13 protein-coding genes and 1 riboswitch are annotated in these 12,475 nt (G+C 58.3%); of the genes, 6 read left to right on the top strand and 7 right to left on the bottom strand.

What is annotated here, in order from left to right; genetic code table 11:
* Positions 1-10: 10 nt before the first annotated feature.
* Positions 11-613, bottom strand: coding sequence for a response regulator transcription factor (locus ABHF33_RS02945; RefSeq protein ID WP_348945567.1), 603 nt, complete (start codon positions 611-613; stop codon positions 11-13).
* Between ABHF33_RS02945 and ABHF33_RS02950 the strand changes: the two genes are divergently transcribed.
* Entirely contained in the window at positions 612-2,465 is a 1,854-nt protein-coding gene (locus tag ABHF33_RS02950) for a sensor histidine kinase (protein WP_348945568.1), read from the top strand. The two genes, ABHF33_RS02945 and ABHF33_RS02950, sit on opposite strands and share 2 nt — an antisense overlap.
* Positions 2,466-2,507: 42 nt before the next feature.
* On the opposite strand, the gene ABHF33_RS02955 is transcribed toward ABHF33_RS02950, so the two are convergent.
* Entirely contained in the window at positions 2,508-3,620 is a 1,113-nt protein-coding gene (locus ABHF33_RS02955) for a hypothetical protein (protein WP_348945569.1), read from the bottom strand.
* A gap of 381 nt (positions 3,621-4,001) precedes the next feature.
* Between ABHF33_RS02955 and ABHF33_RS02960 the strand changes: the two genes are divergently transcribed.
* Together ABHF33_RS02960 and ABHF33_RS02965 are read left to right on the top strand one after the other, a co-directional pair.
* On the top strand, positions 4,002-4,544 hold the full coding sequence (locus ABHF33_RS02960; protein ID WP_348945570.1) for a YbhB/YbcL family Raf kinase inhibitor-like protein: 543 nt from the start codon (positions 4,002-4,004) through the stop codon (positions 4,542-4,544).
* Positions 4,545-4,633: 89 nt separating this feature from the next.
* On the top strand, positions 4,634-5,434 hold the full coding sequence (locus tag ABHF33_RS02965; protein ID WP_348945571.1) for an AraC family transcriptional regulator: 801 nt from the start codon (positions 4,634-4,636) through the stop codon (positions 5,432-5,434).
* Between the two features lie 36 nt (positions 5,435-5,470).
* Here the strand turns inward: ABHF33_RS02965 and ABHF33_RS02970 are convergent, their stop codons facing one another.
* The 4 genes from ABHF33_RS02970 to bioF all read right to left on the bottom strand — a co-directional run bounded on the left by ABHF33_RS02970 (position 5,471) and on the right by bioF (position 8,678).
* A complete protein-coding gene (locus ABHF33_RS02970; RefSeq protein WP_348945572.1) occupies positions 5,471-6,049 on the bottom strand; it encodes an NAD(P)H-dependent oxidoreductase in 579 nt (192 codons plus the stop codon).
* A 152-nt stretch (positions 6,050-6,201) separates the two neighbouring features.
* On the bottom strand, positions 6,202-6,627 hold the full coding sequence (locus tag ABHF33_RS02975) for a MerR family transcriptional regulator (RefSeq protein ID WP_348945573.1): 426 nt from the start codon (positions 6,625-6,627) through the stop codon (positions 6,202-6,204).
* A 3-nt stretch (positions 6,628-6,630) separates the two neighbouring features.
* Positions 6,631-7,491 carry a Rossmann-like and DUF2520 domain-containing protein gene (locus ABHF33_RS02980; protein WP_348945574.1) on the bottom strand — a complete coding sequence of 287 codons (861 nt, stop codon included), beginning with the start codon at positions 7,489-7,491 and terminating at the stop codon, positions 6,631-6,633.
* Positions 7,485-8,678, bottom strand: coding sequence for an 8-amino-7-oxononanoate synthase (bioF, locus tag ABHF33_RS02985; RefSeq protein ID WP_348945575.1), 1,194 nt, complete (start codon positions 8,676-8,678; stop codon positions 7,485-7,487). The genes ABHF33_RS02980 and bioF overlap by 7 nt, the downstream gene beginning before the upstream one ends.
* A gap of 269 nt (positions 8,679-8,947) precedes the next feature.
* Between bioF and ABHF33_RS02990 the strand changes: the two genes are divergently transcribed.
* The 3 genes from ABHF33_RS02990 to ABHF33_RS03000 all read left to right on the top strand — a co-directional run bounded on the left by ABHF33_RS02990 (position 8,948) and on the right by ABHF33_RS03000 (position 11,276).
* Positions 8,948-10,237 carry a nitronate monooxygenase gene (locus ABHF33_RS02990; RefSeq protein WP_348945576.1) on the top strand — a complete coding sequence of 430 codons (1,290 nt, stop codon included), beginning with the start codon at positions 8,948-8,950 and terminating at the stop codon, positions 10,235-10,237.
* A gap of 116 nt (positions 10,238-10,353) precedes the next feature.
* Entirely contained in the window at positions 10,354-10,740 is a 387-nt protein-coding gene (locus ABHF33_RS02995) for a hypothetical protein (protein WP_348945577.1), read from the top strand.
* A complete protein-coding gene (locus ABHF33_RS03000; RefSeq protein WP_348945578.1) occupies positions 10,737-11,276 on the top strand; it encodes a hypothetical protein in 540 nt (179 codons plus the stop codon). The genes ABHF33_RS02995 and ABHF33_RS03000 overlap by 4 nt, the downstream gene beginning before the upstream one ends.
* Before the next feature lie 36 nt (positions 11,277-11,312).
* Here the strand turns inward: ABHF33_RS03000 and dapA are convergent, their stop codons facing one another.
* Positions 11,313-12,185, bottom strand: a complete 873-nt coding sequence (gene dapA, locus ABHF33_RS03005) for a 4-hydroxy-tetrahydrodipicolinate synthase (RefSeq protein ID WP_348945579.1) — start codon at positions 12,183-12,185, stop codon at positions 11,313-11,315.
* A gap of 82 nt (positions 12,186-12,267) precedes the next feature.
* Positions 12,268-12,463: riboswitch (Lysine riboswitch) on the bottom strand.
* Positions 12,464-12,475: the final 12 nt, after the last annotated feature.

The raw sequence follows: 12,475 nt of genomic DNA on the forward strand, positions 1-12,475 counted from the left end.
GACTAAATATTTAGGGCAGCAGCTGCAACAAGCGCGCTTGTTCGAGTAATTGAATGGCATTGCTCACCTTGAGCTTGCCCATCAGGTTTTCGCGGTGTTTGTCGACCGTGCGCACTGAAATCACCAACCGGGCGGCGATCTGCTGGCTGGACTGCCCCGCAGCGATGGCCTGCAGAATCTGGAATTCGCGCGGCGTTAGCGCCACTGCCGCACTGCCCAGTCGCAGCTTGGCCGCCGGGCTGAGGTAACGCTCACCGGCGGCAACGCGGGCGATCCCCGCGAGCAGCTCGGCTCCTGCGCCCTCCTTGAGCATCAGGCCATCAGCACCGGCATCGAGCAATTGTTGCAGCACCACGCCCGACTGCACGCCGGTCAGCACGATAATGCGCAGCGCCGGGTAGCGCTGCTTGAGCCAGGCCAGCACGGCGGCACTGTCGTCGCCGGGCATCTGGTAATCCATCAGCACCATATCGGGCTCGTGCTGCTGCACTTGCTGTTTCAGCGCGCTAGCGTCGCCCGCTTCAGCGACGATGCTAAAATCGGCGTTTTGCGCGAGCAGGAATTTAAGTCCCTCGCGAAACAGAATATGATCGTCGGCAAGGATAAAACGCATGGGTTTACGCTACGCAGGCTGTTGGCTGGCGCTGATTATTAATGCTTTGCTGCTGTTCGCCAAGCCAGTAGCGGCGGTAGATGCGGCTCCCGTTCTGCGCGTACAAACGTTGGCGCACACACCTGCGACCATCCCGACAGCCAGCGCCGCATGGCGTGATGGCTGGGGGCACGCTGATCAAGGCAACAAGACCCGCTGGCTGCGCGTGCAGTTTGCCAGCACCGCGCCGCAACGCCTGCTGCTGGATGTGGGCGTGCCGGATATCGAGTATCTGGCGCTGTATCGCGGCAGCGGCCAAGCCGCCAGCCGAGTAATTGAATTGCGCAGCGACAGCCCCTACACGGCCCGACCCTGGCCCGGACGGCGGCTGGCGCTGCCGCTGGACGTCGAGGCTGGCCAGCATGAATACCTGCTGCAGTATCGCGTTCACGGCGACACCCCGCTTGACTTGCAGCTCTATACCCCTGCGGAACACGCCCAGCTACTGGCCAGCGGCAATCTGCTGACTGGACTAGTGATCGGCAGCCTGCTCGCCTTGCTGCTACTGGCGCTACTGCATTACGCCATCGAGCAGCAACCGGCTTATCTGTATTACGCCGTCACCGTGCTGTGTGCGGTGCTGTTTTTGCTGCAGATCGGCGGCTATCTGTTTGGCTGGCTATGGCCAAATGCTGGTAGCTGGAATCAGGCCGTGCCGATGTGGCTGCAGGCGGCGATTCATTGCAGCCATGCGGCATTCACCATCAATCTGTTCGACCTGCGCCGGCGCGCGCCGTGGCTGTGGCGCGCCTATCTGGCGGTGATGGCGGCGGCGCTGGCCTGCGCCGTGTACTACCAGCTCACTGGCAGCCTGGACTTACTGCTGCCGCTGGCGCTGCTGCACCTGCCCTTGCCGCTGCTGGCTGGCGTGCTGGCGCTGCGCCAACGCCTGCCCGCGGCGGGCTGGTATCTGGCCGGAGCGTTCTGCCTGCTGCTGTTTGTGAATGTACTGTTCGGCCTGAGCGTGCTGGGCGTATTGAGCGGCCTGCCGACTTTTGCGCTGCCGCAGATCGGCTATCTGCTCGAAGCGCTGTGCTTTGCCGCCGCGCTGGGCTACCGCATGTTCAGCCTGCAGCGCAGCCATGCCCGCCATCTGGAAGCGCGACTGCTGGAGGCCGAGCAGCTGGCGCAGGCCGAAGCCGACAAGCTCGCGCTGCAGGCACGCAACCAGCAACAACAACTGGAGCTGGCTGCCGCCGGGCATGATCTGTCGCAGCCGCTGGCGGCGATCCGGCTAGCGATTCCAGCCCTGCAAGCGCAAGCGGGAACGGCAAGGATCAGTGAGCATATCGAGCAGGCGCTGGCCTACACCGAAGGCCTGCTGCGCGAGCTGATCACCGACGCGCGGCACGGCCAGGGCGAACATCTGCTGGCGCTGGAAGACGTGCTGATCGCCGCCTACCAGCGGCATCTGAGCGCCGCCCAGGCCAAAGGCCTGCGTCTGCGTTATGCCAGCACCGGCCTGCAGCTGGCCGCCTCACCCACCGTGCTGGCACGGCTGCTGGACAATCTGCTGGTCAATGCCATCCGCTACACGACAAGCGGCGGCATACTGATGGGTATACGTCGGCAGCCCAATCAAATCGTGCTCCAGATCTGGGATACCGGCAGCGGTATCCACCAGACTGAAATCCGCCAGCTGCTGCAGCCCTTCCGCCAGAGCGGGCGGTTGGCCGCCGAGCGCCACGGCCACGGCCTGGGTCTGCATATTGTGCAGACACTATGCCAGCAATCGGGCTATCAATTGCGCATCGCCTCGCGCCCGGGCTGCGGCAGCTGCATGAGCATTGTTATCCCGCTCGAGTCCCGTTGATCATGTTCGACTAGTCATGTTTGGCTAATCAAGTTCTGCTGATCAGGCCTCGCCCAGCTGGAAGCTCGGCACTGCCGCGCCGAAACAGCGTGGCGACGGCACTTCGACACGGGCGTGCTCCAGCGCATGCGCCACGCGCTGCATGTTTACTTCATCGACAACAAACCAGTCCACCTGCCCCAGATGCACCTCGCCGCGCTGATGAATGGCGTAATACAGCGCCATCGCCTCGGCAAAGCAGCCGAATACCACGCCTTTCGAGAGCATCAGCATCGACCATGACAGCGGCCCCAGCACGTAATGCAGGCGCTCGCTAAAGGCATTGCCGGCATCCTGGCGCACCACCGCATCGCGGCAGCGCTCGTAAGCGTCGATGTCCAGATTGGCCGGTTCGGCCACATCGACCACCAGCAAGCGCCGCCCCGGATGGCGCAACACCTCGATCGCCGCCGGGTCGAGTTTGGCCGTGCTGCTGTGCGTGCAGGCGATTACCGCATCCACCTTGCCGAGCGCCGCCAGATCGGTACTCACCGCGATGCCGTAACGCTCGCCGATCTCGGCCAGCGCGCCGGCATTGCCGCCGTAGCCCAGCACCTCGTACCCCGCCTCCAGCAATTGCCGGGTCGCCGCCTCGCCCAGAATGCCGTAGGGGCCGATCACCAGCACGCGAGCGCGATGCAGCAGCCGCGCCTCGCGCAGCGCACGGCGGATGTCGCTCCACAGCATGGTGGCCGTGCCATTGTCACCGATGGTAAAGAGCAGATTCGGAAAGCGCGCCTTCAGCGCCCGGCCATCACGCCCGAACAGGCGCTTGGTCGATGCAGCCAGCAAAATCACTTTGGCGCCGCGCTGCTCGGCCCACTCGCAGGCAGCGATGAAGAGCTGCTGCGCCCGCTTGCGTCCTTCCTTGCTCAGCATTTCCTCAGTAGTGACATCAATGCCGCGAATCCGCCCGGCCACGCCGTTCAGGTACACCCGCGGGCCGTTGGCATGCCCGCTGCGCGGCCGCCAGCGGCCAAAGAAACGCTGCCGCTCGGCCTCGTCGCGCAAATTGCTGATAAACACCACATCCACCGCCGCCTGCCCGGTCAGCAGCCGCCACCAACCGCGCACATCGCACAGCGCCACCAGCCAGCGCCACAGTTCGCCCATCATTGCCGCTCTCCTTGTTTGCAATACCTGCATTGTGCAAACCACAGCCTGATCGATGAATACGCAATCTTGCGTAATTGGCGCGTAGCCAGTGCAAATACTTGCCGCAAAAATCTATTCGAAATCGCGCATCGGCTGGAGACAAGACAGATACCACCAAGGGTATTTTATTGAATCAAGCTAAAGGAAAGAGCTACAGCCATATACCCATCACTCAAGCTGATTGACATGGCAATCCGGCAATCCACTGGATTCAGAGAGGAATTAGGCAGAAGAAATAGCAAACCCTGCATACCGAGCTTTTCAGGCTAAAAGTCGAGCGTTTTGGCATCAACGGCTGCGCGGCTGCTTTGTATGATCAAGGCTCTTTTTCAGGAGCTCATCATGAAACGCATCGCTACTTTACTTGCCACAATGGCCACAACATTCTGCGCTGCCAGCGCATTGGCTGCCGATTTCCAGCTGGGCAGTACCGAGCTCAAAGCCAATCAGCCGATGAGCAAACAGCAGGAGTTTGCTGGGTTTGGCTGCAATGGGGGCAATCAGTCGCCGCAATTGCACTGGCAAAATGCGCCTGCCGGCACCAAGAGCTTTGCTATCACGGTGTACGACCCGGATGCCCCCACGGGCAGTGGCTGGTGGCATTGGGGCGTGGTCAATATTCCGGCCTCGGTTAGCGCAGTCGCCGCAGGCAGCGTGCCCGCGGGTGCGGTGCAAACGCGCACCGACTACGGCACGGCAGGCTATGGTGGCGCCTGCCCGCCAGTCGGCGATAAAGCGCACCGCTATATTCATACGGTGTGGGCGCTTAACGTTGAGCAACTGCCGCTTGATGCCAACGCCAGCGGTGCGCTGGTCGGCTATATGCTCAACGCTCATCAACTGGGCAAAGCCCAATTAATCACCACTTATCAGCGCAGCAAATAAGCAGCAGAGCCATCGGCAGGTTGAACGTCAGGGGCTGCTGGCGATCGATTTATCGGTATCATGACCTCAGCCCATCCACAAAAATCACCATGAACCAAATCCAAACTCGCCAGATTCAGCAAAGCGTGATTCTTGCCAAAGCCACCCAGCAATTGCGCGAAGTGACTTGCCTGCAAGCCACGCTGATGCGAGTCGTCCACGGCGAAAAACACATCTGGATCAATGAGCAAACGCAGATCGCACGGCGTGGCGATTTGCTGCTTGCCCCAGCGGGCACCCGCCTGACTTTATCCAATTATCCCGACGCGCAGGGCTATGCCTGCGAAGTTCTGGTTTTTGACGCCAACCTGATTGCGCATTTTCGCGCCAGCTACCCTGATGCGGTACAGGGCGTGATGCAAAAGCCAGCCAGGCTGTGTGAAAAAATGACGCCGATGATTCAGCATCTGTGGGATGAAGTGTTTGCCGCCACCGCCAGCCACGAGCCAGAGCAACTGCTGCAACACCGCGCCGAAGGGCTGTTGCTGGCCATCACCCTGGCAGGCTACGGCGCAGCATTGTTGCTCAATCGCAGTGATTCGCTCGCCGAGCGCGTCCAGCAGTTGATCATGCTGCACCCGGCGCAGGAATGGACGGTTGAGATGATGGCCAGACAGCTCAATCTAGGCGCATCCACCTTGCGCCGCCAGCTGGACAAGGAAGGCCAATCGTTCCGCGAGCTGCTCGAACAGGTGCGGCTTAATACCGCGTTGGGGATGATACAGACGTCCAAACAGGCCATTGGCCAGATCGCCCAGCAATGCGGCTACGCCTCAGCCTCGCGGTTTAGTGCGCGCTTTCAGCAGCAATTTGGCATCAAACCCATGCAGCTGCGCGCCACGATGGCATAGCACGCAGCCTGGCCACACTCTGCGACTGGCTTGGCTTTAAATCTGCGCTGCCAAGGCGCTGGCTTGGGCGAGCCAGGTGGCTTTTTGCGTGTCATCTGCGCTGATCACCGGGCCGAAAACCGCCGTTTTGCTCACCTTGATGCCGCAAAATTCCAGCGTGGTTTTGCGCATTTGTTTGAGCACCGACAGGCGATACACCCAGCGGTAATACCACGGTGGCGTGTCCATCGTGGCCATCAGGTGCGCACTACGCCCAGCGAGCAATTTGACCTGAAAGCTGGAATTTTCATCATATTTAAAGGCAAAGCCGGGCAGAAACACACGGTCGATAAAGCCTTTGAGGAGGGCTGGCGCAGCGCCCCACCAGATCGGGTAAATCAGCGCAATGTGCTCAGCCCAGGCGATTTGCGCTTGTGCCTGCTGCAAATCGGCCTCCAGCGGCTGGATCTGCCGAAAGCCTTGGCGCAGGATAGGATCGAATTCGAGCTCGCCCAGTTTCAACACCTGCACCTGATGCCCGGCCGCCGCAGCACTCTCGGCGTATTGCGCGCTCAGTGCGCCGCACAGACTGTCGTTCAAGCCATGCCCCAAAATCACCAATACTTTTTTACTCATGCTGCCCTCTCACAAGATTAATCATCGTCCCAAAGTGGGCTAGCAAGGCACTGAGTCGAAGACAGTACAAATCGTACGGCGAGACGAAGTAACGCTGCTGGAGCACTTTTGGTTTAGAAAGCATGAGCCTAAGTCTGCCCCTAAGGGCAGAGTCAAGCGGGCTGTGAGTCGGCGCAAAAAGCGTAAAATTTAGCCTGCTCAGGGCTGGGCTCGGCAGCCAAAGGCTCACCGCTGAGGCATTCGTTGATCTCAAGATGAATGGTGGTCAGGCAGGCTTCCAGCATTTGCAGACGTGATATTTCTTGCCGTACGGCTTCGCGTTTCAGTTCAATCTGGTGGCTCATCTCGCGCCAGTCGAGCTGGCCGTCAGCATCACGCTGAAACGCCGCGACGATCTCGGCCAGACGAAACCCCAGGCTTTGCGCCTGTTTGATCCACTGCACCACCTGCACATCTTGCGTATCGTAAACACGATAAACGCCTTGCCGCGCAACCCGGCCGAGCAGACCCAGACTTTCATAGTGACGAATCGCTTTGGCGCTAGCGCCGCTGAGTTTGGCGAGTTCACCGATATACATGGCTTAGTCCTTGGCACGCAGTAATTGATTGATAGTCGCCGGATGGCTCAGCCGCTCGCCCGCCAGTGCCACTGTTGCGACGCCCAGCGCGCGATACACCGCCTGCGTGGCGGGCGGCAGCACGGCCAGATGCTGCGCCACCGTGGCCGCATCGCCGCGCACAATCGGGCCAGTGAGCGCAGCGGCAGCGCCGAGGCTGTCGATATTATTCAAAGTCTGACGTATCAGCCCCAATACCAATTGCTGCGCGATCTCTGGGGCAATACCCGCCTGCTCGGCAGTTTTCAGCGACAAATCGCTGAGCGTGACCAAGAAATTCGCCGCCATGCTCAGCGCGGCGTGATACGCCACTTTCGCGCCCGCCTCGCTACTGAGCGCAAAAGCACAACCACCAATCGCAGCCGTAAATTCGCTCAGTATCGCCACCGCCTTGGCATCGCCTTCGAGCGCACACAAAGTGCCAACGAAGGTCTGCACCGCGCGCGTGGGGTCGGCAAAGGAAAACGCCGGATGCCAGCTGGCGCAATACGCGCCCTGCGCGGCCAGCGGTGCGAGTTGATCGGCCGCCAACGCGCCGCTGGCGTGAAACGCCACCGCGCCTTGCTTGACGAGCTTAAGCTCAGCCAGTTCAGCGGCCACGCCCGCAATCGCGCCATCTGGCACGGAGATGAGCCACAAATCGGCAGATGGTAGATCGCCAAGCTGCGCCACCACCTCACCCGCGCCTATCCACATACCCGCGGCAGTACTGCTCGCTAGGCTACGTGAATAAATGGCTGCAAGGCGATACCGCCCGCTTTGCTGCGCCATCTGCGCAATACTTTTTCCCAAGCGCCCTGCACCGATCAGATTGAGCGTCAGCATGGCTGCGACTCATTGGCGGCCAGCAGTACGCGTTTGATCTGCCCGCACAATAGTGCCACCTCTGCGGTGCTGTGTGCGGCCGATAAAGTGACGCGCAGCCGTGGCGTCGGCACTGTGGGCGGGCGAATTGCGGCGACCAGAATATCGGCGTCGAGTAGCGCTTGTGATAATGCCAGCGCGGTGGCGTTATCTTTGACTATAATGGGCTGAATTGCGGTGTCGGATGGCAGCAATTCGCAGTGCGTGTCGGCCAATTCGGTGGCAAAAAACTGTTTGAAGTATTGGATATGGGCTTGGAGTCGTTCACGCCGCTCAACATCCTGCTCGATGATGTCCAGACTGGCGTGCAGCGCGCAGGCCAGCAGCGGTGGCGCGGCGGTAGTGTAGATATACGCCCTGGCGGTATTGATCAAATAGTCAATCACCACCTGCTCTGCAGCGATATACGCCCCAGCCACACCAGCGCCTTTGCCCAAAGTCGCCATATAAATAATGCGCGGCGAATCAATTTTTAACTCAGCCAGCGTGCCGCGCCCGTCGCCCAGCACGCCAAAGCCGTGCGCGTCGTCGATATACAGCAGCGCGTCGTAACGCTCGGCCAGCGCCAGATATTCGGCCAACGGCGCGATGTCGCCGTCCATACTGAATACCGCGTCAACGGCGATCAATTTGCGCTTGGCAGTCGACTCAGCCAGCAGGCGTTCGAGCTGCACCACATCATTGTGCGCAAAGCGTTTGAAATCAGCGCGTGCGAGCAGGCAGGCGTCGTTCAGCGAGGCGTGATTGAGTTTGTCGGCAAACACCGCATCGCCACGGCTAACGAGCGCCGGAATTGCCGCCAGATTGGCCATAAAACCCGTCGATACCAGAATGGCTGCCGATTTGCCCGCCCAAGCGGCAAGCCGCGCTTCCAGCGTATGTTGCGGCGTGAAATGCCCGGTCACCAGATGCGCCGCCCCGCTGCCCACGCCCCAATCGGCCGCGCCCTGCTGCGCGGTAGCGACGACGGCCGGATGGTTCGCCAGCCCCAGATAATCATTGCTGCAAAAATTGAGCACCTCGCGGCCATTCAACTGCACGCGTGCGCCTTGCGGCGAATCGAGCAGACGGCGGGTACGATACAGGCTTTGCGCCTGGCGCTGCACCAGCTCGGCGGCCATGTCCTGAAATATCGCGAGTGGCGGCATCAGAGCCCTTTGCGGTAGGTAATCGGAAACGGCATTTTACCGAAAATAAATCGCAGCAGAGAAAAAGCCCGCGCCGATAGAAAACCGCAATATTTACCACTTAATATCTGTCGCAATCTCGATTTTATTGCGCAGTGTCATGCTCGATGTACCCCACGGCAGGCCATTTAAGGATATGATTGCCGCTTCTGAAAAATAGCGATTTTATATGCCGAAAATTTAAACAATCGTTTAGATTTTCCTGGGTATAAAGCAGTGGATTAGATTGAATGAAGCGTGTTGATGATTTTCGCCTGACCTTTAAAGACCTTGAAGGGAATGAAAAAAAGTACGTGCCAATCATGATTGGCGGCATGGGAGTTGATATTTCAACCGCCGATCTGGCGCTGGAAGCCTGTCGCCTTGGCGGCATTGGTCATATTTCGGATGCCATGATTAACACCGTGACCGACCGTCGCTACAACACTAAGCACGTCAAAGACAAGCTCAAGCAATACAAATTCAACGTCGCCAATAGCGATAAATCCGTGGTGCAATTTGACCTCGCGCAGCTCGAAGAAGCCACCCGCCTGCACGTTGAAGGCACGATGAAGCGCAAGCAGGGTGATGGCTTGATTTTCATCAACTGCATGGAAAAGCTGACGATGAACGGCCCGAAAGAAACGCTGCGCGTGCGCATGCGCGCGGCGCTCGATGCGGGCATTGACGGCATTACGCTGGCTGCAGGCCTGCATCTGGGCTCATTCTCGCTGATCGAAGATCACCCGCGTTTCCGTGATGCCAAGCTTGGCATTATCGTGTCATCAGTGCGCGCACTGCAGCTATTTATTAAAAAATCAGCCCGCACTAACCGTCTGCCCGACTACGTCGTGGTTGAAGGCCCGCTCGCTGGCGGCCACCTGGGTTTTGGCATGGACTGGGCCGAGTACAAACTTGAGGACATCGTGGCCGAAGTAGTCGCGTGGATTAAAGAGCAAGGCTATGACAATATGCCGGTGATCGCCGCAGGTGGCGTGTTTACTGGCTCAGACGCTGTGAAATTCCTCGAAATGGGTTGTGGCGGCGTGCAAGTGGCGACGCGCTTCACGGTAACCAAAGAGTGCGGCCTGCCCGATGATGTGAAACAGGAATATTACAAAGCATCGGAAGAGCTGATCGAGGTGAATCAGATTTCACCGACCGGCTACCCAATGCGCATGATGAAAAATACACCAGCGATTGGCTCGGGTATTCGCCCTAACTGCGAAGCCTATGGCTATCTGCTCGACGCCAACGGCAGCTGCTCGTACATTCAGGCGTACAACAAAGTCATCGAAGAAAATCCGAATGCCAAGAAAATCTCGGAAATCCACGTCTTTGAAAAAACCTGCCTGTGTACGCATATGCGCAATTTCGATTGCTGGACTTGCGGCCACTACACCTACCGCCTCAAAGACACGACCAATGTCTTGCCAGACGGCCGCTATCAGCTCTTGACTGCCGAGCACGTCTTCAAAGACTACCAATTCAGCACCGACAACCAGATCGCGCTGCCACCACTGGATGAAACCGCGGTTTAATCACCCCATTCAATGCAAAACCCGCTTTCGAGCGGGTTTTTTATTGCAGCTCGGTTTGTATCGACATCAGCCAATTCGCACTCAATCAACTGAATAAGCAGCAAAGTAATTTCACGATGACAAATAAATCCTATCGCCTCATTGCGCTCACCTGCATCACATTGACACTCGTGTTGCAATGCAGTGTCGCCGCTTTATCCAGCTGTGAAGTAAAAGGTTTATTCATCGCTGGCTCGATCACGCTGATTCCAGCGCTAATTTACTCGCTATCACCCAAACCTTGGGCGGGAATTGGCGCTGCCTGTGGCGCTGCACCCTTTTTGATATGGGCCAACTACGTTGAATGTTTTCAGACCTATCAGGGTGGCGGTGCAGCAATGGCCTATGTTCTGGTCTGGTTTATTGGCATTCCAACATCGATGATTAGTGGAGGATTGACGGTCATATTAGTGATGTGGCTACAAAAAAAATGCCTCAACACCAGTTCAAAGAAAAAAATATGAACTGGAAAAAATGGCTGGTACTCGTGATGAGCTCGGTGTGGTTTTTTCCAGTGAGTTGCACGAGCACCATGATCACCGGCATGTACGCATCGTCGTATCTGGGGGCGAATCATCATGAGCAAGGCGATCCAGTCCCACATTATTTCTCGGTCGCGATTTTTGACCAACCCGACGGTAGCTTTCGACTGGAGCGCCTGCGCAAAACCGCCAGCACGCCCATGTCTGCGTTCAAACCCACCGCACAGAGCGCATCACGCCCCCACCCCAGTCATGAACTCGGTCACCAGCGCTACCAAGCCATGGATGCCAATCGCAATCTGATTGAGGTCATTGATTACGATGACCCATACACTTTCTACAGTGTGTACCGCGTAGATTCCGACAAAATCACACCGATTTACAGCCGTGTTTTTGGCTTGGGCGAAGCCATATTGGGATTTTTTATCGCCCTACCAATCGGAATCATTATTCACGAGCTGGGAAGGTGGCTCAAGCGTCGTTTTTATCCAGAGAGTATTGCCACCAAATCCAAATAGTACAATGGCTGGATGGCAATATTTGGCAGGGGATCATTAGCCCAACTCAGCCATCTCACGATCTTTCGCCAGCACCGGCTCCAGGCTCGCCAAATCTGCAGCGCACAAAGGTAGGCGCAACTCATTGCTGGCAATGCGGCCTTGATGATGCATGATGGCTTTGGCGGGAATGGGATTCGCAGCCAGAAACAGCGTTTCCGACGCGGTGCGCAGCAAATCGCCAATCGCCTCGCCCGCCAATCCTTGCTGCACCCAGCGCGCCACTGGTTGTGGCCAAACATTACTCGCCACCGATACCAAGCCCGCAGCGCCCAGTTTGGCGTGTTCAGCAAACAGCACATCGTCACCCGAGTACCACGCAACACTCGGGAACGCAGTTTTCAATTCGGCAAAGCGTGCCGCATTGCCGCCCGATTCTTTCACCGCCCAGCAGTTCGGATGATCAATCAAGCCCGCCAGCGCCACATCCGACAGCGGCACACCGGCGCGCGAGGGGATGTTGTACAGCATACAGGGCTTGCTCACCGCATCGAGCAGCGCGGCAAACCAGCGGCGCTGGCCTTCGGCACCGGGTTTGGCGTAAATCGGAGTCACAAGCAGATAGGCATGTAGCGGCAAGGTTTCGCAAAATGCCAGCCATTCGAGCTGGCTAGCCAGATCGAGCCCGCCGACGCCAACCATGATCGGCACATTTAAATCGAGGCTACAGGCGTGCTGCAGGACAGCCTTGCGCTCGGCCAGCGTGAGATTGCTGCCCTCGCCGGTCGAGCCCAGCAGCAGCACGCCAGCACCAGCGGCTTCCTGCTCGCGCAAGAGCGCGGTTAAGGCTGAAAAATCGAGAGATTCATTGGACGCAAATGGCGTGATCAGCGCGGTCCACAAGGCGGTAGTACGAGGGTTGAGTGACATGCGATTCTCCAAATCAGAAATAACGATTGGAGAGAGGAAAAGTGCGGCAATGACAGGCACCATCAAGGCACCCGAAGAATTCATCGCCAAGAGCACTCCAGCCCGCCAACGTGCAACAGCATCGTTAACCGGCTGACAGTCCAGGGGATTCAGCCCCTGCAACCAGCACTGACTACATCACGGTAGTCAGCACTTCGGCCTTGCACCCCCTGACACTGCTTCACCGGAACATGACTTCCTCTGCAGTGCGACCTGGGCAAGGCGCCTCTCTTGTCGTTTACAAGCGGCAA

Origin of the sequence: Chitinibacter sp. FCG-7 (assembly GCF_040047665.1) — a bacterium.
GTDB classification, from domain to species: domain Bacteria; phylum Pseudomonadota; class Gammaproteobacteria; order Burkholderiales; family Chitinibacteraceae; genus Chitinibacter; species Chitinibacter mangrovi.

Excerpts from the sequence above, each read along its gene's own strand:
- ABHF33_RS02975 (WP_348945573.1), bottom strand. The coding sequence starts at position 6,627 with ATGTATATCGGTGAACTCGCCAAACTCAGCGGCGCTAGCGCCAAAGCG.
- ABHF33_RS03000 (WP_348945578.1), top strand. The coding sequence starts at position 10,737 with ATGAACTGGAAAAAATGGCTGGTACTCGTGATGAGCTCGGTGTGGTTT.
- ABHF33_RS02960 (WP_348945570.1), top strand. The coding sequence starts at position 4,002 with ATGAAACGCATCGCTACTTTACTTGCCACAATGGCCACAACATTCTGC.
- ABHF33_RS02955 (WP_348945569.1), bottom strand. The coding sequence starts at position 3,620 with ATGATGGGCGAACTGTGGCGCTGGCTGGTGGCGCTGTGCGATGTGCGC.
- ABHF33_RS02950 (WP_348945568.1), top strand. The coding sequence starts at position 612 with ATGGGTTTACGCTACGCAGGCTGTTGGCTGGCGCTGATTATTAATGCT.
- bioF (WP_348945575.1), bottom strand. The coding sequence starts at position 8,678 with ATGCCGCCACTCGCGATATTTCAGGACATGGCCGCCGAGCTGGTGCAG.
- ABHF33_RS02965 (WP_348945571.1), top strand. The coding sequence starts at position 4,634 with ATGAACCAAATCCAAACTCGCCAGATTCAGCAAAGCGTGATTCTTGCC.
- ABHF33_RS02995 (WP_348945577.1), top strand. The coding sequence starts at position 10,354 with ATGACAAATAAATCCTATCGCCTCATTGCGCTCACCTGCATCACATTG.
- ABHF33_RS02970 (WP_348945572.1), bottom strand. The coding sequence starts at position 6,049 with ATGAGTAAAAAAGTATTGGTGATTTTGGGGCATGGCTTGAACGACAGT.
- ABHF33_RS02990 (WP_348945576.1), top strand. The coding sequence starts at position 8,948 with ATGAAGCGTGTTGATGATTTTCGCCTGACCTTTAAAGACCTTGAAGGG.
- dapA (WP_348945579.1), bottom strand. The coding sequence starts at position 12,185 with ATGTCACTCAACCCTCGTACTACCGCCTTGTGGACCGCGCTGATCACG.
- ABHF33_RS02945 (WP_348945567.1), bottom strand. The coding sequence starts at position 613 with ATGCGTTTTATCCTTGCCGACGATCATATTCTGTTTCGCGAGGGACTT.
- ABHF33_RS02980 (WP_348945574.1), bottom strand. The coding sequence starts at position 7,491 with ATGCTGACGCTCAATCTGATCGGTGCAGGGCGCTTGGGAAAAAGTATT.